Origin of the sequence: Solwaraspora sp. WMMA2065, from assembly GCF_030345075.1 — a bacterium.
Lineage (GTDB): Bacteria > Actinomycetota > Actinomycetes > Mycobacteriales > Micromonosporaceae > Micromonospora_E.
The window spans coordinates 6,173,348-6,193,108 of record NZ_CP128361.1; the positions used below are offsets into that span (position 1 = coordinate 6,173,348).

The 19,761-nt window shown below is 70.3% G+C and carries 19 protein-coding genes and 2 pseudogenes; 8 read left to right on the forward strand and 13 right to left on the reverse strand.

Annotation, left to right across the window (positions count from 1 at the left end):
* Positions 1–45 precede the first annotated feature (45 nt).
* Positions 46–1,284, reverse strand: coding sequence for an MFS transporter (locus O7610_RS28065; protein ID WP_281567459.1), 1,239 nt, complete (start codon positions 1,282–1,284; stop codon positions 46–48).
* 312 nt (positions 1,285–1,596) lie between these two features.
* Between O7610_RS28065 and O7610_RS28070 the strand changes: the two genes are divergently transcribed.
* The 5 genes from O7610_RS28070 to O7610_RS28090 all read left to right on the forward strand — a co-directional run bounded on the left by O7610_RS28070 (position 1,597) and on the right by O7610_RS28090 (position 4,519).
* Positions 1,597–2,067 carry a hypothetical protein gene (locus O7610_RS28070; protein WP_281567458.1) on the forward strand — a complete coding sequence of 157 codons (471 nt, stop codon included), beginning with the start codon at positions 1,597–1,599 and terminating at the stop codon, positions 2,065–2,067.
* Positions 2,068–2,150: 83 nt separating this feature from the next.
* Positions 2,151–2,657 (forward strand): hypothetical protein, encoded by a 507-nt coding sequence (locus O7610_RS28075; protein WP_281553359.1) that lies wholly within the window; start codon positions 2,151–2,153, stop codon positions 2,655–2,657.
* A 33-nt stretch (positions 2,658–2,690) separates the two neighbouring features.
* Positions 2,691–3,776, forward strand: a complete 1,086-nt coding sequence (gene ychF, locus O7610_RS28080) for a redox-regulated ATPase YchF (protein WP_281553360.1) — start codon at positions 2,691–2,693, stop codon at positions 3,774–3,776.
* Between the two features lie 111 nt (positions 3,777–3,887).
* On the forward strand, positions 3,888–4,127 hold the full coding sequence (locus O7610_RS28085; RefSeq protein WP_123605371.1) for a hypothetical protein: 240 nt from the start codon (positions 3,888–3,890) through the stop codon (positions 4,125–4,127).
* Positions 4,124–4,519: a PIN domain-containing protein gene (locus O7610_RS28090; protein WP_281567457.1), complete on the forward strand. Its 396-nt coding sequence runs from the start codon at positions 4,124–4,126 to the stop codon at positions 4,517–4,519. The genes O7610_RS28085 and O7610_RS28090 overlap by 4 nt, the downstream gene beginning before the upstream one ends.
* 54 nt (positions 4,520–4,573) lie before the next feature.
* Here the strand turns inward: O7610_RS28090 and O7610_RS28095 are convergent, their stop codons facing one another.
* The gene (locus O7610_RS28095; RefSeq protein WP_278167158.1) at positions 4,574–5,158 is read right to left on the reverse strand and encodes a Uma2 family endonuclease; all 585 of its coding nucleotides are present in this window, start codon (positions 5,156–5,158) and stop codon (positions 4,574–4,576) included.
* A gap of 441 nt (positions 5,159–5,599) precedes the next feature.
* Here O7610_RS28095 and O7610_RS28100 point away from each other — a divergent pair, with 441 nt between their 5' ends.
* Positions 5,600–5,839: a GntR family transcriptional regulator gene (locus O7610_RS28100; RefSeq protein ID WP_281567491.1), complete on the forward strand. Its 240-nt coding sequence runs from the start codon at positions 5,600–5,602 to the stop codon at positions 5,837–5,839.
* A 333-nt stretch (positions 5,840–6,172) separates the two neighbouring features.
* On the opposite strand, the gene O7610_RS28105 is transcribed toward O7610_RS28100, so the two are convergent.
* Positions 6,173–6,535: a PH domain-containing protein gene (locus O7610_RS28105; RefSeq protein ID WP_123605368.1), complete on the reverse strand. Its 363-nt coding sequence runs from the start codon at positions 6,533–6,535 to the stop codon at positions 6,173–6,175.
* 87 nt (positions 6,536–6,622) lie between these two features.
* On the reverse strand, positions 6,623–6,934 hold the full coding sequence (locus tag O7610_RS28110) for a 4a-hydroxytetrahydrobiopterin dehydratase (RefSeq protein ID WP_281567456.1): 312 nt from the start codon (positions 6,932–6,934) through the stop codon (positions 6,623–6,625).
* 155 nt (positions 6,935–7,089) lie between these two features.
* Here O7610_RS28110 and O7610_RS28115 point away from each other — a divergent pair, with 155 nt between their 5' ends.
* Positions 7,090–7,551: a (deoxy)nucleoside triphosphate pyrophosphohydrolase gene (locus tag O7610_RS28115; protein WP_278167161.1), complete on the forward strand. Its 462-nt coding sequence runs from the start codon at positions 7,090–7,092 to the stop codon at positions 7,549–7,551.
* A 35-nt stretch (positions 7,552–7,586) separates the two neighbouring features.
* Here the strand turns inward: O7610_RS28115 and O7610_RS28120 are convergent, their stop codons facing one another.
* Positions 7,587–8,579, reverse strand: a complete 993-nt coding sequence (locus tag O7610_RS28120) for an AraC family transcriptional regulator (protein WP_281567455.1) — start codon at positions 8,577–8,579, stop codon at positions 7,587–7,589.
* On the opposite strand from O7610_RS28120, the gene O7610_RS28125 reads away from it, so the two are divergent.
* Positions 8,517–9,362, forward strand: coding sequence for an NAD(P)-dependent oxidoreductase (locus O7610_RS28125; protein ID WP_281553364.1), 846 nt, complete (start codon positions 8,517–8,519; stop codon positions 9,360–9,362). The genes O7610_RS28120 and O7610_RS28125 overlap by 63 nt on opposite strands.
* Before the next feature lie 19 nt (positions 9,363–9,381).
* Here O7610_RS28125 and O7610_RS28130 read toward each other — a convergent pair whose 3' ends face one another.
* The 8 genes and pseudogenes from O7610_RS28130 to O7610_RS28160 all read right to left on the reverse strand — a co-directional run bounded on the left by O7610_RS28130 (position 9,382) and on the right by O7610_RS28160 (position 19,742).
* Positions 9,382–10,164 carry a GH12 family glycosyl hydrolase domain-containing protein gene (locus O7610_RS28130; protein WP_281567454.1) on the reverse strand — a complete coding sequence of 261 codons (783 nt, stop codon included), beginning with the start codon at positions 10,162–10,164 and terminating at the stop codon, positions 9,382–9,384.
* Between the two features lie 235 nt (positions 10,165–10,399).
* A pseudogene (locus O7610_RS30940) lies at positions 10,400–10,606 on the reverse strand (succinate dehydrogenase/fumarate reductase iron-sulfur subunit); the annotation flags it as partial.
* 93 nt (positions 10,607–10,699) lie between these two features.
* Positions 10,700–11,452 (reverse strand): annotated as a pseudogene (locus O7610_RS28135) (succinate dehydrogenase/fumarate reductase iron-sulfur subunit); the annotation flags it as partial.
* A complete protein-coding gene (locus O7610_RS28140) occupies positions 11,452–13,389 on the reverse strand; it encodes a fumarate reductase/succinate dehydrogenase flavoprotein subunit (protein ID WP_281567453.1) in 1,938 nt (645 codons plus the stop codon). The gene O7610_RS28140 and the pseudogene O7610_RS28135, both read right to left, overlap by 1 nt.
* 13 nt (positions 13,390–13,402) lie before the next feature.
* Entirely contained in the window at positions 13,403–14,209 is an 807-nt protein-coding gene (gene sdhC, locus O7610_RS28145; RefSeq protein ID WP_281553368.1) for a succinate dehydrogenase subunit SdhC, read from the reverse strand.
* A 426-nt stretch (positions 14,210–14,635) separates the two neighbouring features.
* A complete protein-coding gene (locus tag O7610_RS28150) occupies positions 14,636–16,027 on the reverse strand; it encodes a TldD/PmbA family protein (protein WP_281567490.1) in 1,392 nt (463 codons plus the stop codon).
* Between the two features lie 14 nt (positions 16,028–16,041).
* Positions 16,042–17,478, reverse strand: a complete 1,437-nt coding sequence (locus O7610_RS28155; RefSeq protein WP_281567452.1) for a TldD/PmbA family protein — start codon at positions 17,476–17,478, stop codon at positions 16,042–16,044.
* Positions 17,479–17,537: 59 nt separating this feature from the next.
* Positions 17,538–19,742 (reverse strand): S9 family peptidase, encoded by a 2,205-nt coding sequence (locus O7610_RS28160; RefSeq protein WP_289212231.1) that lies wholly within the window; start codon positions 19,740–19,742, stop codon positions 17,538–17,540.
* Positions 19,743–19,761 lie beyond the last annotated feature (19 nt).

The following is a 19,761-nucleotide window of genomic DNA, read 5'->3' on the forward strand; positions in this document are numbered from 1 at the left end:
TGCCCGCTTGCCGGCCCGGTCGGCTGGCGGGAATCGGACCTGCAGTCACGAGCCCTGGCCCGTGCCGGCCGGCTGGGTAGCGCTGGCCGTGCCGCCCGTGCCGGCCGGCCGGGTAGCGCCGGCGGCCAGCAGGCCGATCGCCAACGCCCCGAGCACCACCAGCAGCGATCGTAGGATGCCGACCTGCTCGGCCAGGAAACCGATCAGTGGCGGACCGGCCAGGAACGAGGTGTAGCCGATCGAACTGACCACCGACACCCGTACCGCCGCCCGGTCGGCCTCGTCGGCGGCCGCGCTCATCCCGACCGGGAAGCCGAGCGACGCCCCGGCGCCCCACAGCAGTGCCCCGAGCAGCGCCAGCGGCAGCGTCGGCCCGAACACCACCAGGGCCAGGCCGATCAGGGCGAGCACCGCCGTCGCCCGCAGCACCGTCACCCGTCCCCAGCGTTGCAACGCCGTACCGCCGACCATCCGGGCGGCGGTCATCGCCGCGACAAACACCCCGAATGCGACCGCGCCGACCGCGTCACCGACTTGGTAGCCGTCGACCACGGCCAGGGTGAGCCAGTCGTTCGCCACCCCTTCGACGAACGCGAAGGCCAGCACCAGCAGACCGATCAGCAGGGTGCGCGGCTCCCGCCAGGCACGCAGCACCCCGGACCGGGGTGCTGCCGCGCCGGGCACCCGCACCGGGACCGGCAGGAACATCCGTACGGCCGCGGCGATCGAGGCGATCACCAGCAGTGCGGTGACGGCGAGTTGCCAGTCGACCGGCACCGCCAGCCAGGCACACCCGGCCCCGAGGAGCGCGCCGGTCACCGTACCCAGGCTGAAGCCGGCGTGGAAACGGGGCATCAGCGGGCGGTCGAGCCGGCGCTCGACGTCGGCACCCTCAACGTTCATCGCCACGTCCCAGCTGCTCAACCCGGTGCCGGTCAGCAGCAGCCCGGCGCCGGCCAGTGGCGGTGAGACGACCGCCACACCGACTGCGACGGCGAGCATCCCGACGGTCACGGCCGCGGCGCCCAGCAGCACCGTCCGGTGGGGCCCGATCGCGTGTACCAGCGGACCGGACAGCGGCAGCGCGCTGACCGCGCCCACCGACGTGCACAACAGCAGCAGCCCGAACTGGGCGTTGGTCAGATCGAGGGCGTCGCGGATCGCCGGGGTACGGGAGATCCACGAGGCGAACGCCAGACCACTGACCCCGAACGCGATCGCGACCGCGATGCGTGCCCGTTCCACCACCGGCCGCGCCAGCGCCGCCGCCCCGTTCGCCACCACGCCACCCGCTCCCCGCTCGCCCGGACCTTGTCGTCCACCCGAACGTCCGTCCGGGCGGCAACGGTACGCCGCTCGCAGCGGGTACCGCCCGGTGCTGCCGGGTCTGGCCGCGCTGGGCACACGGCGCCGTTGCCCTGCGCAGACGGTAGAGCACGCGTCACTGGTAAGTAACATGACGATGCTCACCATCAACTGCTGGCAGCGGCGCTCTCGCCATCTGTGTCGGTCGATGGGCTCCGTTCGGCGACCTGGCTCCTGGATCGATAGAGTGGCACAGTTTGGTGCACCTCGATAAAGGAGTCGGTAGATATCATGCGTCGCCTACTGGCCAGCGCCGTCCTCGGCTCGGCCCTGATCCTCGGATTCACCGGCTGCGGCACCGAGCCGCCGCCGACGGGCGCGCCGTCGCCGACCGTCGGCAGCAGCACCGCCAGTGAGGCCGACATCCTCGCCGCCACCAACGCCGCCTGCAATCAGGCGGTATCGATGAGCAGCGACTTCGCCGCCGGTTTCCAGCGTGACGTCAACCAGTTCGCCGACCCGACGGCCAGCGCGGGGGCGCCGGCGGACGCGAAGGACAACTTCGAGGCGCAGATGCGCGGCTGGTCGGCGACGCTCACCTCACTGGCCACCGGCCCGGTGTCGGACGAACTGCGGACGGTGCTGACCGAGAGTACGGCCGCGATCGAGGCCGCCACCGAGATCGGTGAGACTCCGCTCAGCGACGAGCAGGTCGCCGCCGTGGTGGCGATCCCAGAAGATTTCCGCGCCGTCTGCGAGTGACGTCCACGAGGGGCCGGGCGGGCCGGGAGCAGACGTCCGTTAGCCTGGTCCAGTTTGCTCGCCTCTCAATGGACGGATCTTCGATGCGACGTACCCTGATCACCGCCGCCGCTGCGACGGCGCTCGCGTTGACCCTGGCCGGCTGCGGCGGTGGCGACAGCGAAACCGACACCGCCGCCGGTCAGACGTCATCGCCGACGGCGACCGCGTCGGCCGACGCGGAGTCGGCCGGCTCCGCCGAGGGCGGGGCCGCCGCGGCCACCAAGACGGCATGCGACACGGCGGTACCGGTCGCCGAGGAGACTGCATCGACCATCGAGGCGTACTTCGCCGACCTCATCGCCGCAGTGGCTGAGGGCGGGACGGCTGCGGAGACCGCCGACGCCGAGTTCCGGGCCAAGTTCACCGACCTCTCGGCAATGCTGGAGTCGCTCGCCGCCGACCCGGTCGACGCCGACGTGCAGCAGGCGTTGACCGAGGCGTCCGAGTTCGCCGCCCAGATCGTCGACCCGGACGACAACACCCCGATGGGACAGGTGGAGGGTCGCCTGGCCGAGCTGGCGGAGAAGCTGAAGACCGCCTGCGCCTGACCCGCCACCGGACGCTGCGTAGACTCGACCGACGTGAGTCTCACCATCGGCATCGTCGGCCTGCCCAACGTCGGCAAGAGCACCCTGTTCAACGCGCTCACCAAGAACGACGTCCTCGCGGCGAACTACCCCTTCGCCACGATCGAGCCGAACGTCGGGGTGGTGGGGCTGCCGGACGGGCGGCTGGGCAGGCTGGCGGAGATCTTCGGCTCGGAGAAGACCATCCCGGCGCCGGTGTCGTTCGTCGACATCGCCGGTCTGGTGCGGGGCGCGTCCAAGGGGCAGGGCCGAGGCAACGCCTTCCTGGCCAACATCCGCGACGCCGCCGCGATCTGCCAGGTCGTGCGGGTCTTCTCCGACCCGAACGTGGTGCACGTCGACGGCAAGGTCTCCCCGGGTGATGACATCGCCACGATCAACACCGAGCTGATCCTGGCCGACCTGCAGACCTTGGAGAAGGCGCTGCCCCGGCTGGAGAAGGAAGCCCGGCTGCGCAAGGACCGGGCGGCGATCCACGCCGCCGCGAAGGCCGCCGCCGCGCTGCTCGACGGCGGGACCACGCTGTACGCGGGTGCGGCCGCCGCCGGCATCGACGTCGCCGAGCTGCGTGAGCTGCACCTGCTCACCACCAAGCCGTTCCTGTACGTCTTCAACGTCGACGAGGACGAGCTGGGCAATGCCGAGCTGCTCGCCGAGCTGCGGGCGCTGGTCGCCCCGGCCGAGGCGGTCTTCATGGACGCCAAGATCGAGTCCGAGTTGATCGATCTGCCGGACGACGAGGCGATGGAGCTGCTGGAGTCGACCGGGCAGAGCGAGCCGGGGCTCAACCAGCTGATCCGGGTCGGATTCCGTACGCTTGGGCTGCAGACGTACCTCACCGCCGGGCCGAAGGAGGCGCGGGCCTGGACCATCCCGGTTGGGGCGACCGCGCCGGAGGCCGCCGGGGTGATCCACTCCGACTTCCAGCGCGGCTTCATCAAGGCCGAGATCGTCTCCTACGACGACCTGGTCGCGGCCGGCACGATGGCGGCGGCCAAGGCGGCCGGCAAGGTCCGGATGGAGGGCAAGGAGTACGTCATGCAGGATGGCGACGTCGTCGAGTTCCGCTTCAACGTCTGATTCCGGCATGCCGGGCACGAGCCGGCGTGTGCCTCGTCCCAGAATTAGCGGTGTCTGCGAGGTGGTAGCAGCTGTGCCCAGCTCGCGGTAATACCGTGGTATGGTTGCTGGATGGCGAGGACGAGGAAGGTCACGATCACGCTGCCGGTGGAGCTGCTGGAGAGCATGAAGTCGCACACCGACAACGTCTCCGGCTACCTCACCGAGCTGGCCGAGCGGGCTGAACGGCGGAGGCTTCTCCGGGAGGAGTTGGACCGCTATCAAGCTGAGTCCGGGGCGTTCACCGATCAGGAGATGGCCGAGGCCCAGGCGCTTCTGTACGGGACCAGGGAGACGGACCGGGCGGCGTGAGCCTCGAATCGCTTGTGCTCGACTCGCAAGGCTTCTCGGGATGGATCGGCCGGGATCGCATGGTGATGCGACTGCTGGAGCAGGCGGAGCGTGACGGGGCTGATCTGGCCATGTCGGCTGCCACGATCATCGAGGTTTCCCACACCGGCGTGGACACCGCTCGGCTGACCTGGCTGTTGTCCCGCATTCGTGTGGAGGCGGTGACGGAAGAGAACGCCCGTCGCAGTGCGGGGCTGTTGAAGGCGGCGGGGCTGCACGGGCACAAGTACGCCATCGATGCCATGGTCGCCGAGATGGCGCTACGACTACCCGCGCCGGTCGCGGTCTTGACGTCGGATGTCGACGACATGACCAGGTTGTGCGGGCATCGGGTTCGGGTCATCAGGCTGTAGGCCGGCCCTGCGGCCGTGGCAGAGATGCGTCAGGCAGTTGAGCGGCTGCCCGGCTCAGCTCTTGCGACCGGGCACAAGCCCGTCCAGATTCAGCTTGAGCTCGAACGGCGTCGTGGTGTGCAGCTCGTGGCGGTGGATCCCGGTCGCGACGTACGACCGGGTGGGCTCGTCGAGCTCGTATGCGTGGACCACCGGTGATCCACCCTCGTCCTCGACGCGCCAGTAGTGCGGAATGCCGGCTTCCGCGTACTTGCGCAGCTTGACTGTCCGGTCGCGGTGGGCCGACTCCGGCGACACCACCTCGACGACCAACAGCACCTGGTCGGGTGTGTAGAAGGTGCAGTCCGGGTCGTAGTAGGGAGCCCGCGTGGCGAGGAGATCGGGCTCGGGGCGGTTCCGTTCGTCGAGCCGAATCGTCATCTCCCGCTCAATCTCGACGCCTGCTGGCGCCTGCTCCATGAGAGCGAAGAGCAAAGCGGAGACAGCTCGGCCGTGCCAAGCCCGCTGGGGGGACATCATGAAGACGAGTGCTCCGTCGATCAGCTCGGTGTGACGGGGCGCCTGCGGGAGCTGGTCGAGGTCGTCGGCGTACCACCCTTCAGGGCGGGGCGGCCGCATCCACTCGGGCACTGCGGTCATGTTCCTCACCGTAACAGCCGGCTTCTGTTGACTTACCGTCGTTCAGTCTCGATGTCTGCGCCGCATCGAGGTGAGGCTCAGACACCTTACGAGGCGGTTTTGAGGTGCGTGAGACTCACCTCGACGCTGAACGGAGGGGTCAGCCTTGGTGGTGGAACGGTCCCAGTCGGTATAGGGCCTTGACGCCTTCGCCGGAGTCGATATTGGCCAACCGAAGGCGGTCGACGGCAACATCCACCCGCTGACCGGTTCCGCCTGAGCCGGCGTCGGCCCAGATCTGCACCGTCCCGTGCCCCGGCAGCACTCTCGGACCGACCACGGCTCCTGAGGAGGCGTCGTATCGCCGCGCGCTTCGTCTGGGAATCCGCGGTGCGGGTGGGTTTTGGGCTGGTGAACTGAATGGATAGCATCGGTCGGCTGGACAGGTGGCAGCCTGTGAGCATGGTCGACCCGTGGTCGCCGCGTTCGTTTGCCGAGCAGGTGGCCGATGCGCTCAACGCGCAGATCGATAGCGGCGATTGGCTGCCGGGGCGCAAGCTGCCTGGTGAGGTGACGTTGGCGCAGACGTACCTCGTGGCGCGTGGCACCGTGCGGGCCGCGCTTGACGTGCTACGCGAGGAAGGCCGTGTGGTCACCTTCGCCGGTCGCGGCACGTTCGTTACGCCAGACCCGAAGCCCTGAGGCACCTTCCGCCGTGGCAGGTGACCTTGAGGCGGCAGCGGAGGCGTACCGGGCTGCGCTCCGACGCGTGCAGGATGGGCTCGCGGAAGTCGCTTCAGCGCGTGCCGAGGTGCCACAGGTACGGAAGCGGCTTGCGGCCGCAATCGTGACTGCATACCGAGGCGGTGCCCGCGTGGGCGAGATCGCTCGGGTGACTGGCTACGGCCGGGAACAGGTCCGGCGGATCCTGCGAGCCGGCGGTGTCGAGCCGGAGAAGCCGGAAGCCGCTTAGGTTGAGCGCGGGATGGACATAATCGAGCGGTCAGCCCTGCTGTCTGTCGGTCCCGCGGTCGGTCACGAGATGTAGTGCAGGATCACGTTGTGTACGTGGTGGGACTTCTGGTCGCCACGGAACTCGACCTCGTAGGTGTGGGTGCCGACGTTGATCGCGATGGCGCCGGACGAGAAGTACGAGCCGCCCCAGGACTTGTTGCTCACTACGCTCACGCTGGTGATCTTCGAGTACGGGATGCTGGTGATGGCGACCTTTTTGCCGACGAACGACTTGTCCTGGATGATCACCCGGCGGTTGGTCAGCCCGATGAAGCCGGTGCCGGTGCCGATCGCGTCGTAGACCGCGATCACCTGCTCCCCGTCGAGCAGCCCGCTCTCGATCTGCCGAAGTTGCTCCCGCCGGTCGTACGCCACGTTCGCCATGTGCCCGAGGGTAGGCGGCGGGCACAACCACGCCAGCGATGAGCGAGGTCGCTGCGGTCAGCGGTGATCCGTGCGGGGGACGCGGGATCAGCGCAGGTCGACGACCGTACGGTAGGCGTCCTCGATGCGGGCCGCGAGTGCGACGTCGCCGTCGGTGATCTTGTCGCCGTCGGGGGAGCCGAGCCGGATCTGGGTCTGTCCGTCGGCTCGGCGTACGTCGGGCCGCAGGTGCAGGGCGTCGGCTGCTACCTTGATCCGCTCGGTGAGCTCGGCGTGCTGGCTGTCGTCGAGCAGCAGGGTTCGCCGGAGTTGCTGGCCGTCCTGCGTCCACCCGTCCAGTTGCGTGAGCGCATCGCTAAGGTAGTCGCGGCCGGTCCGGCTGGACCAGAGTGCTCGCAAAGCCACACCTCCCAGGCGTCGTTGCCGGCTTGTGGCCAAATCGTCGCCATCCTGTGTCTTGGTCGGTGGTCCCCAGTCTGGCCGCTAACTGGTTGGTGTGTCCACGTCCACCCTTCCGTCATCTGCTGTCCTAGCAGTCAGCAGGGTTACCCGAAATGCTGATTGATCTGGCAGGCTCATCTGCTGTGCGGAGCGGGCGGGCGAGGCGTCAGGTGGTGGTCGGGGCGGCGATCGTCGTTGACGGTCGGGTGCTGGCGTGTGCCCGGACCCATCCACCGGGCGCGGCCGGCAAGTGGGAGTTTCCCGGCGGCAAGGTGGAGAGCGGCGAGACCGAGACCGATGCCCTGATCCGTGAGTGCCGCGAGGAACTCGGGGTTGCGATCACGGTGGGTGACCGGGTCGGCCCCGACCAGCCGCTCGGCCACGGCCGGTCGGTGCTGCGGGTCTACCTCGCCGGACTGCTCGGACCGGCGCAGCCGACCGCGCTCGAGCACTCAGCTCTGCGCTGGCTGGCGGCCGACGAACTCGATCAGGTCACCTGGCTGCCCGCAGATCAGCCGATCGTCGCCGAGCTCCGTCCGTTGCTGCACGCCGGCAGCAGGCCGCACGACGGCTGATGCCGGGTGCTGTGGTGTCCAGTACAGGCTGCGGCTCAGTATGGGCTGGCGCTCGGGTCGCGACTACCGCGGACCGAGCCGGGAGCGACTCCGATCATGCGTTTGAACGCCCGGCTGAACGCGGCTTCCGATCCGTAGCCGGACTGGCCGGCCAGTTCGCGGACCGTCGTCTGGCCCTGTTCGAGCCTGGCGAGCGCGACGTGCATCCGCCACCGGGTGACGTACTGGAGTACCGGTTCACCGACGAGCCGGGTGAACCGGGCCGCGAACGACGACCGCGACATCGCGGCTACGCGCGCCAGCGAGGCGACGGTCCAGGTACGGCTGGGTTCGCGGTGGATCGCCGCGATGGCCCGCCCGATCAGTGGGTCTGACAGCGCGCCGAGCCATCCGGCTCGCGCCTGCGGGTCGTCGCTGTCGATCCATGACCTGATCGCCTGGATCACCAGGATGTCAGCGAGTCTGGTGGTGACGGCTTCCCCGCCCGGGCGAAGGTCCGACACCTCGCTGGTCAGCAACGCGAGGGTGGCACCGATCCAGCCACTGGTCCGCGGGTCCGACCCGGTCGCATGGATGACCGGTGGCAGCAGCCGTACGAGTTGGTGAGCGGCCGGCCCCTCGAACGACACCACTGCGCAGACCAGCGTGGACGTCTCGCCGCCGCCACCGTGACGGAGTATCGAGTAGTGCGCGTTGAGATGTTCCTGCGGTAGCAGGTCGACCCGTCCGGCCTTTCCGGCCTGTCCGGTCTGTGGGCTGCTCATCAGCAGATGCCCACGGCCATGCGGCACGAGCGCGAGGTCGCCGGCGCTCAACTGCAGTGGTGGCGCGTCCCCGACACGTAGCCAGCAGCCACCGGACGTCACGACATGGACACTCAGACAATCGCCGAACGGCGGCATCTCCAGCGCCCATGGGGCGCTGACCTCGGTGCGGCAGTAGAAGATCCCGGTCATCCGCAGCAGGTGCAGTGCTTCCCCGACCGGGTCCACCGACACCCACGGCGCATCGACCTCGAGTTTCACCATCGCGATTCCTGGACGATCGAGCATACTTTCGCGTTTCCCGATCATATCCTCGCCGACCCGGAACTGATTTTGTCGATGGGGAGCCGCGCACTGGCGGCAACGACGACAGGGGGAGCAGCGATGAAGGTACTGGTGGTCGGTGCATCCGGTGGGTCCGGCCGTGCCACGGTGCGGGAACTCGGCCACCGGGGCCATGAGGTCACCGCGTTCTCGCGGAACGCGACGACGGTGGCCGGGCAGGTCGATGGCGGCTTGCTGCGCGGGGTGAATGGCGACGCCACCGACCCTGGTGACGTCGACAAGGCAGTGCGTGGTCAGGATGCGGTGATCGTCACGCTGGGCATCAGCGAGAACCCGGTGGGGGTCAGGCTGCGTGGTCCGGCGCACACGCCGCTGGATGTCCGTTCCCGGGGGACCGGTGTCGTTGTCGAGGCGATGCGTCGTCACGGCGTACGCCGGTTGGTGGTGCAGACGTCGTACGGCGTCGGACCCACCCGGACGCACCTGCCCATGCTCCAGCGTCTGGTCTTCTGGGTCCTCCTACGACCGCAGATCGTCGACACCGAGAGGCAGGAGCGGATCGTGCGGTCCAGTGGCCTGGACTGGACCGCAGTTCAACCGGTGAACCTCACCGACGACGACCCGGCCGAGCCGCCGTTCGTCTCGACCACCGGTGCGACCCGCAGCATGAAAGTGGCTCGTACGCAGGTCGCCTGGCTCCTGGCGGAGTCGGTCGAGAACGACGGCCACATCGGCGCGACACTCTCCCTCTCGGCTCGATGACCGACGGCGCGACCGACGATCAGAGGTTGATCGCGACCTGGAACGCCCGGGAGGTGAGCCCGGCACCGCCGTGCCAGATCTCGAAACCCGCCTCGACCCCGCTGAGGTACCAGTCCCGGTCGAGGTAGCCGCGGCCCACCGCGTCCCGGGTGAACGCCGCCAACTCCAGGTCCCGTACCTCGTCGACCGGCGTGGTACGCACGTACGCCACGTAGTTCCAGTGCCAGTCGGCGTAGTAGACGTCCCAGGTCGCCCCGGCCAGGGTCACTCCCCGCGCCACCAGCGTCCCGGCCGGCTCGGCCCCGCCGGCCCGATCCAGCCAGACCATCAGTTCGGCGCCGTCGGGGGAGCGGTGGGCGTTGGCGTCGGTGTGGAACCACAGGTCGTACGCGGCGTTCCAGCGGCCGGTGGCGTCCTGGGTGTCGATCGTCCAGTCGGACCGGGCGGAGCGCAACTGCCGTACCTTGATCGGCAGGCCGCTGCCGACGGTGCAGTTGCCCCAGTGGCAGCCCTGGTAGATGGTCGGGTAGGCGACGGCGGAGCCGTCCCGCTTGTCGTGCTCGGTGTGGGTCACCTCGAACTGGCCGGCCGCGTCGACGGTCAGGCACTGCGGGGTGTCCGCACCCCAGATGTTGTTCATCACCACGTACCGCTTGTCGGTGATGTCGATCGTGTCGGCCCGCCCGCAGAGTTCGCTGGCGTCGGCGTCCGGTGCCAGCCAGACGACGGTCACGCCGGCGACGACGAGGGCGGCGACGACGAGTGCGGGCAGGCGGTGGCGCCGGAGGCGGAGCGGGATCATGGTGGGGGAGTCCTTCGGCGAGCAGCCCGCAGTACAGGCTGGTGCCGTGGGTCCGGCGGCCCGACGCCGCCCCACGACGGAAACGGTGGACAAGGTCCGTTCCCGGCTCCGCCGAGGATGTTACGACCGTCAATGGCTGGCGGGCAACCCCGGCGACCACGGAAAGAAACCGCCCCTCCCGGCGCACGAAGCACCGGGAGGGGCGGTCAGCGGTCCTGGTCCGGGTGAGACCGGCTCAGCGGTCCTGGTCCGGGTGGTGGTAGTTGAGCGACTTGTCCGGCAGTGGGAAAGTGACGTCCTCGCCGAACGGCGACGGCGCGGCCGGCTTGTCGAACGCCAGCTCGCTGATCGGCAGGTGGCCCTTCTCGTCCACCGCCGCCGCCTGCGGGCGGGGCACCTGGCGGTGCCAGTTGACCCCGCGCTCGGCGTCGGCCGCCGCGCTGTGGTCGCCGTCCGCCGGCAGCCCGGCGGTCGTGGCGGCCGGCTGGTCCAGGCCGGACTCGCCGAGCGCCGGTCCACTCGCCGCCGTGCCGTTCTGTCCCCGCCGGAAGATCTTGCTGCCGAGCCACACGAGGGGATCGTACCGCCGGTCGACGACGCGTTCCTTCATCGGGATGATCGCGTTGTCGGTGATCTTGATGTGCTCGGGGCAGACCTCGGTACAGCACTTGGTGATGTTGCAGTAGCCCAGCCCCTGCTGCGCCTGCGCGTACTGCTTGCGGTCGGTCCTGGTGTCCAGCGGATGCATGTCCAGCTCGGCGGCGCGGATGAACACCCGGGGACCGGAGAACGCGGTCTTGTTGTCCTCGTGGTCACGTACCACGTGGCAGGTGTTCTGGCAGAGGAAGCATTCGATGCACTTGCGGAACTCCTGCGAACGTTCCACGTCGACCTGCTGCATCCGGTACTCGCCGGGGGCAAGGTCCTCCGGCGGGCTGAACGCCGGCGTCTCCAACGACTTCTGGTAGTTGAACGAGACGTCGGTGACCAGGTCGCGGATCACCGGGAAGGTCCGCAGCGGGCTGACGCTGATCGTCTCGTTCTCCTCGAACGTCGACATCCGCGTCATGCAGCCCAGCTTCGGCATGCCGTTGATCTCCATGGAGCAGGAGCCGCACTTGCCGGCCTTGCAGTTCCACCGGCAGGCCAGATCCGGAGCCTCGGTGGCCTGCAGCCGGTGGATGACGTCGAGGACAACCTCGCCCTCGTTCACCTCCACCTGGTAGTCCTGCAGGTCGCCGCCGGTCTCGTCGCCCCGCCACACCCTGAAGTGGCGCTTGGTGCCCATCAGTTGTCCGCCTCCTCAGCGAGCGCGTCCTGCGCCAGCGCGTCGAACTCCGCCAACTCCTCGTCGGTCAGATACTTGGCCAGCTCCGCCCGGTCGAAGAGCTTGATCAGCTCCGGGCGCATCTTCGGCAGCGGCTTGGGCTCCAGCTTGACCGTGTCACCGTCCAGCGAGCAGACCAGGTTGACCGTGCGCCACGTCGGGGCCATGGTCGGGTGGTCCTCGCGGGTGTGCCCGCCGCGGGACTCGGTGCGCTCCAGCGCGGCCTTGGCGGTGCACTCCGACACCACCAGCATGTTGCGCAGGTCCAGCGCCAGGTGCCAACCCGGGTTGTAACGCCGGCCGCCGGCGGCGCTGACCTTGACCACGCGCTCGCGCAGCTCGGCCAGCCTGACCAGCGAATCCGCCAGTTCACCTTCGCGCCGGATGATGCCGACCAGGTCGCCCATCACCGCCTGCAGGTCCTGCTGCAGGGTGTACGGGTTCTCCCCGGTGTCGCGCGACAGCGGCGCCAGCGCCTGGTCCACCGCCTGCTCCACCTCGTCGGCCGAGACCTTCGGCCGCCGGTCCAGCCCGCCGACGTACGCGGCCGCGTGTTCACCGGCCCGCTTGCCGAAGACCAGCAGGTCGGACAGGGAGTTGCCGCCGAGGCGGTTGGAGCCGTGCATGCCGCCGGAGACCTCACCGGCGGCGAACAGGCCGCTGATCCGGCCGGCCGCTGCGGCGGTGTCCGGGTCGACCTCGACACCACCCATCACGTAGTGGCAGGTCGGCCCGACCTCCATCGGCTGCCTGGTGATGTCGACGTCGGCCAGCTCCTTGAACTGGTGGTACATCGACGGCAGCCGGCGACGGATCTCCTCGGCCGGGAGCCGGCTGGCGATGTCCAGCAGTACGCCGCCGGACTCCGTACCACGACCGGCCTTGACCTCGCTGTTGATCGCGCGGGCGACCTCGTCACGGGGCAGCAGCTCCGGCGGACGCCGGTTGTTGTCCGGGTCGGTGTACCAGCGGTCCGCCTCCTCCTCGGTCTCCGCGTACTGCTTGCGAAACACGTCGGGAACGTAGTCGAACATGAACCGCTTGCCGTCGGTGTTGCGCAGCACGCCGCCGTCGCCCCGGACCGACTCGGTGACCAGGATGCCCTTGACCGACGGCGGCCAGACCATGCCGGTCGGGTGGAACTGCAGGAACTCCATGTTGATCAGAGTGGCGCCGGCCCGCAGGGCCAGCGCGTGCCCGTCGCCGGTGTACTCCCAGGAGTTGGAGGTGACCTTGTACGACTTGCCGACCCCGCCGGTGGCCAGCACCACCGCCGGCGCCTCGAAGAGCACGAACTCGCCGCTCTCCCGGTAGTAGCCGAAGGCGCCGGCGACCCGGGGGCCGTCCGGCCCGTCCTCCAGCATCAGCTCGGTGATGGTGGTCTCGGCGAAGACCTTGATCCGGGCGTCGTGGACGCCGTACTCCCGCTTGTCCTCCTGCTGCAGCGAGACGATCTTCTGCTGCAGGGTACGGATCAGCTCCAGGCCGGTGCGGTCACCGACGTGGGCCAGTCGCGGGTACTCGTGACCGCCGAAGTTGCGCTGCGAGATCTTGCCGTCCTTCGTACGGTCGAACAGCGCGCCGTACGTCTCCAGCTCCCAGATCCGCTGCGGTGACTCCTTGGCGTGCAGTTCGGCCATCCGGAAGTTGTTGAGGAACTTGCCGCCGCGCATGGTGTCGCGAAAGTGCACCTGCCAGCTGTCGCGGCTGTTCACGTTGCCCATGGCCGCCGCCGCGCCGCCCTCGGCCATCACCGTGTGCGCCTTGCCGAACAGCGACTTGGAGATGATCGCGGTACGTTTGCCGGCCAGCCGGGCCTCGATCGCCGCCCGCAGCCCGGCGCCGCCGGCGCCGATGACCACGACGTCGTAGTGGTGTCGTTCGATTCGGGTAGTCATATCGTCCAAGCCCTTAGTTGAAGAACCGCAGGTCGCCGAACCAGCCGGCGGACAGCGCCATCACGTAGAAGTCGGTCAGCGCGAGCGTGCCGAGGGTGATCCAGGCCAACTGCATGTGCCGGACGTTGAGCTTGGAGATGAACGTCCAGATCCGGTAGCGCACCGGGTGCTTGGAGAAGTGCTTCAGCCGGCCACCGGCGATGTGCCGGCAGGAGTGGCAGGACAGCGTGTACGCCCACAGCATGATCACGTTGCCGAGCAGGATGACGTTGCCCAGGCCGACACCGAAGCCGTTCTCGCCGTCGAAGGCGAGGACCGCGTCCCAGGTGTTGATCAGCGAGATGATCGCGGCGGCGTAGAAGGCGTAGCGGTGCACGTTCTGGAAGACCAGCGGGAAGCGGGTCTCGCCGGTGTAGCGCTGGTGGCCGTCCGGCACCGCGCAGGCCGGCGGGCTCAGCCAGAACGCCCGGTAGTAGGCCTTGCGGTAGTAGTAGCAGGTCAGCCGGAACAGCAGCAGGAACGGCAGGGTCAGCGCCGCGTCCGGGATGATCCACCAGCCGGGTAGGAACCGGCCGAAGTGCGCCGCCTCCGGTACGCAGCGCTCGGTGACGCACGGTGAGTAGAACGGGGTGAGGTAGTGGTGCTCCTGGACCCAGTAGAAGTCGTGCATGAATACCCGGACGGTGGCGTAGGTGACCCAGGCACCGAGTCCGATCACGGTGATCAGCGGGGGTAGCCACCACCGGTCGGTGCGCAACGTCTTCGCCGCGATGGCGGCGCGCGCCCGCGCCTGCCCCGGCATCGTTGCCGTAGTCGTCATCCTGTCTCCCTGACGGGGCCCGACCCGTGCAAGGGCGGACCCGGATATCTTCGGCCGGTCTGTGGCGTAGCAGGGCAGAGCCCAGATGCCGTGCGACCGCGTGCTCCGGAACCCGCACCACACGCATCGGCGGGCGCTGGTCCGGTGCACACGTTACGCCCAGTACCGGCGGCCGTATGCGCAAGGGAGTCTTGCCGGTATCGCGTCGGTTACGAAAGCCCGGCCCGCCGCTAGGGCGGTGGATGTGCAGAAGCTCACTGGATCCCGAGCGGCGTCGGTCACAGATTGACAGCGAACGCGTCGTCAGGGGTGACGGGCGGTGCGGTCGACCAGCCCGCACCGCCCATCGCGGACCCCAGAGTTAGTGAGGTATGGCTAACCTAAGCAATCCGCCTAGCGTCGTCAATCTCGCAGGTTTCGCCGGGGTCAGCCGGCGGCGCCGCCGGTGATCTGCCAGTCCGCCAGGTGCAGGGCCGGCGCGTGCCAGGAGGTGTCGTCCCAACTGTCCGGCAGCCGGCTCAACTCCGAGCCCAGGCCCAGCACCGCACCGGGCGCGAGCGCCTGCGGATACGACTGGGTGAACCGCAGACTGCGGACCGCCGCCACGATCTCACCGGACTCGACGAGCCACGCACCGTTACGGGTCAGGCCGGTCACCACCAGGCTGCGTGGATCGAGAATCCGGGTGTACCACAGATCGGTGACCAGCAGACCGCGCTGCGCACCGCCGAGCAGCGCCGCACTGCCCCCAGCCGCCGGCCCGTCGCCGCTGGCCGACTGCCAGCCATCGGCCGGGAGCAGCCGCAGATGCTGACCCACCGGCCCCCACGGGACGTTGCCCGGTGCCGCGTGTCCGGTCGAAGCGGTGCCGGCCGCCGCCGCGGTCCGTCGGTCGTGAGTGAGCGCCGTTGATCGGCCGCCGTCCACCAGCACCGTACGGCCGGTCGGGGTGCCCTCGGCGTCGAACGGCAGCCCGCCACCGGTGGCCGGGTCGTCGACCAGCGAGATGGCCGGGTCGAACTGGGCCTCACCGAGCCGGACGAACGACCGCCGCTCATGGTGCGCCTTGCCGGCGAAGCCGTGCCGGGCCAGCATCTGCAACAGATCCAGCACCGCGGTCGGTTCGAGCACCACCGGGTAGCGCCCCGGCGGCAGATCGACCGGGTGCCGGCCGGCCCGAGCCTTCACCGCGGCTCGGGCACCCAGCGCCGCGCCGTCGATCTCGGTCAGCCGGTCGGCCGCCTGCCGGGCCACCCCGTCGGCGCCGTCGGTCCGGGCGATCCCGTCCATCGCGGCCTCCGCCGCCCGGCCACCGGCGGTCTGCCCGGCGCTGTTGGCGAACCCCGTCGACCGGTGCACGGTCCGGCAGAACCCGGCGCATTCCAGACCGCCGGCTGCCGCGACGAAGTCCCGCACCCGGGCCGCCCGCTCCGCAGGACCGGCCTGCGCGGTCGCCTCGTCCCACGAACCGGCCGCGAGCAGCGGCGCCGGTCCGGCGAGCCCCGGCCAGGACGGATCCGGCGGGCAGAGCCGGGCCGCCGCCAAGGTGCGCTCGACCAGGTCGGCCAACCCGTCCGGGCCGGTCAGCGTGGTCGAACCGATCGCGGTCCGGCCGTCGACGTGCAGCCGCAGCCACACTGTGGTGACTGCCTCGGCGACGTTCTGGTGGATGAACGAGTTGGCGAACCGGGTCAGCGCCAGCGCCCGGTGGCTGACGTACGCCTCGGCCTGAGCGCCCGGCCCGGCGGCCCGGCGGACCGCTGCCACCACCCGGAGGGCCAGATCGGTCTCGGCGGGCGACGTCGCCGCGCCCGTCAGCCCCGCGTCCAGACTCACCCGCGTACCCCCACCCGGACGTTGGTGAACCGGGCCGGCGCCGCCGGATGCCCGGTGTGCCCGACCTGACCGGGCTGGCCCTTGCCGCAGTTCGGCGTCCCCCAGGCGACGCTCTCCGACGACAACATGTCCATCGACCGCCAGAACACCGGGCCGATTCCGGTGTACGTCGGGTTGCGCAGCATCCGCCCCAACTTGCCGTTGCGGATCTCCCAGCCGATCTCACAGCCGAACTGGAAGTTGAGCCGCTTGTCGTCGATCGACCAGGACCGGTTGATGTCCATCAGCACCCCGTGGTCGGTCGCCGCGATCATCTCGTCCAACGTGTGCGGCCCCGGCTCCAGCCCGACGTTGGTCATCCGGACCATCGGCAGCCGCGACCAGCCGTCCGCCCGTACGCTGCCGCCGTGGTCCAGGCCGGCGACGGCGGCCGAGTCCCGCCCGGCCAGTACGCCGACCCACCGGCCCTGCCGGACCGCGTCCCGCTTGACCGCCGGGCTGCCCTCGTCGTCGAACCCGAAACTGCCCAACGCGCCCGGGATGGTCGGGTCGATCGTCACGTTCATCAGCTCGGATCCGTACCGCAGGCTGCCGAGTTGGGCCAGGTCCAGCCAGGACGTGCCGGCGAAGGCGGCCTCCCAGCCGAGGATCCGGTCCAGTTCGATGGCGTGCCCGACCGACTCGTGGATCTGCAACGCCATCTGCTCCCCACCGAGGATCAGTGTGGTCTCCCCGGCCGGGCAGGCCGGCGCGGTGAGCAGCGCCCGTGCCTCCTCGGCGATCCGCGCGGCGTGCGCCGGCAGGTCCAGGTCGTTGACCAGCTCCCAGCCGCTGGTGCCGTACTGGCCGCGGTGGCTCGGATAGGAACGGCGCTGGGTCTCCCCGTCACCGATCACCGTCGCGGACAGCCCCGCACCGCACTCGCGGATCCGCTGGTCGATCCGGTGCCCCTCGCTGGAGACGAACCACTTTTCGGTGTCCCAGATCTGGTACAGCCCTTCGGCCAGGTCGGCGCCGTGGTCGAGCATCGTGCGGGTCGCCGACACCAGCAGATCGCCCTTGTCCGGCAGCGGCACCGACAACGGGTCGACCCGGCACGGGCTGGCCCAGCTCGCGGTGCCGGCCCCGGCCGGCACCAGGTCGATCGGCGGCCCTGGCACCTGGGCGCTGGCCGCGGCGATCTTCGCCGCCCGACCACCGGCGGCCCGCGCCGCCGCCGGCGACGGATCCGGTACGGCGTAGAAGCCCCAACTGGAACCGACCAGTGCGCGGACGCCGAGACCGGCGTCGCTGTGCTGAACCAGCGCCTCGATCTCACCGTTGCGTGCGGTCATTGACTCATAACGGCGGTGCATCACCCGCGCGTCGGCGTACCGGGCGCCGGCGTCGAGTGCCGCCTGCACGGCGGCCGTCGCCACCTCGAACTGGGTCACCCTGTGACCTTATGCGACATCGGCTCGGCCGGGCGATCCCGACGCCCGCCGGCGGCCGCTCAGCCGAGCGGTCCCAACGCTTGCCGGACGAAGGCGAGTTCGGCGCGCAGCACGGTGGCCGCGTCCGGGTCGGTGCCGGCGGCCAACGGCAGCACCGCGTGCGGTCGGCCGGCGGCCAGCAACGCGGCGGACAACCGTAGGGTGTGCGCCACCGGCACGGCGCCGTCGGCCAGCCCGTGCACCAGCAGCAGCGGGCGGAGCTCGTCGCTGCCGGTCACCGGTTCGGCGGCGATCTCCACCAGGCTGTGGTGCGGATAGATCTCGCCGCCCTCCTCGGGCAGGCCGAGGAACCGTTCGGCGTACCCGCTGCGCAGCAACGCCCAGTCGGTGACCGGGTCGCGCGCCACGGCGGCCCGGAACACGTCCGGACGGCGCAGCGCGGCCAGCCCGGCCAGCCAGCCGCCGAACCCGGTGCCCCGCACCGCCACCCGGCCCAGGTCGAGGTCGGGATGTTTCTCCGCGATCGCGGTCAGCGCGTCTACCTGGTCGGCGAGCAGCACGTCGGCCAGCCGCCGGTGCACCACCTTCTCGAAACTCGGCGCGATGCCCGGCGTACCCCGGTTGTCGACGGTGACCACGGCGAAGCCGGCGTCGGCCCACCATTGCCGGGCCAGCCAGCCTGCCCGCTCGGCTCGGACCTGCTGGTGGCCAGGTCCGCCGTGCACCTGCAGCAGCACCGGCAGCCGCCGGCCGGCGACATGCGACTGCGGGTACAGCACACCGGACGGCAGCCGGCGGTCGGTTACCCGTTGCAGCGTGGGCCGGGGAGTCACCGCCGGGGTGGCCGCCAGGCTCCGCAGCACGCCGAGTTCGGCGTCGTCCCGGTAGATCGTCCAACGCACCCCGGGCTGGTCCAGGGTGGCCGAACCGACGGCCAGTACGGCACCGCCGACCGCGGCGACATGCCAGCCGGGACTGCTGGTGAGCCGGACCGCGTCCAGGCCACCCGAGGAGGCCGCGGTGCGGACCCGGTAGAGGTGCTGTTCGCTGGGTTCCCCGTCACTCGCCTCGATCAGCAGGTCCGGGCTGGTGTGCCGGCCGGGCAGCCGGCCGACCACCCGGCGTACGTACAGCGCCGCCGGGGTGAGCAGGGTGCCGTCGGCGAACAGGCAGCGGGCGTCGTACCCGTCGTGGGCGAGTTCCCCGCCGACCAGCACCCGGCCGTCGGACAGGTGGCAGGGAGTGCCGGGGATCGGCTCCACCCACCGGGGGTCGGCCAGCTCGGCGTGTACCTGGGTCTCGCCGGTGCGTGGGTCGATGGACAGCACCAGACCGTGCTGCTGCAACCGGCGCAGCACGGTGATCAGTGGGCCGCCGTCGGACCAGTCGACCGACACCAGGTACGGGTAGGTTTCCCGGTCCCAGTGCACGTCGACCCAGCCGCCGTCGAGGTCGAGCAGGTGCAGGGTCACCTCGGCGTTCGGACCACCGCACATCGGGTACGGCCGGCTGCGGGCCCGCCGCTGGGGCCGCGCCGGATCGGCGTACTGCCAGCGGGGCAGCCGGGACCGGTCGGACCGGGCGGCGAGGATGCTCTGGCCGTCGGGTGACCACCAGTAGCCGCGGTCCCGGCCGAAGTCGGCCGCAGCCGGGTCGGGCAGCGCCCAGGTGATGTCGCCGTCCTCGCCGGCGAGCAGCACGTCACGGCCGTCCGGGTGGACGATCCGGAGCTTGCCGGCACCGTCGCGGTCCGGGCCGCCGCCCGGCCCGTTGCCGCTGAGTCCGTCATGGGTCGATCCGTCGCGGCCGGATCCGCCGGTCGCGCCGGCCGGCCCGACCGGGTCCGCGTCGCTGTCCGACACGTACGCGATCCGGCTGCCGGTCGGATCCGGCCGGGCATCGGTGACCGAGCCGACCACCAGTACCTCGATCACGTCGCCGGTCACCAGGTCGGCCCGGAACAGTCGGCCGGCCAGGACGAAGACGGCGACCCGGGCGGCCGGGTCGGTGGCGTACCGGGTGATCCCGACGCCGGCGGTGTTCCCGGTGCCGGCGGCGTGTTCGGTGCCGAGCAGGATTGTCGGGTCGGCGATCCGGCGGTGCTCGCCGCTGTCGACCTCGAACGACCAGAGACCGGCGGCCGGGTCGTGCGGGCCGGTGGAGCGCAGGAACACCACGCGGGCGCCGTCGGCGCCCACGGTCACCACGTGCGGGGCGCCCCGGACGGGTCCACGGGTACGGGCGGCAGGCTCCGGAGATTCCACTCTCGGATCGTAGAACCGG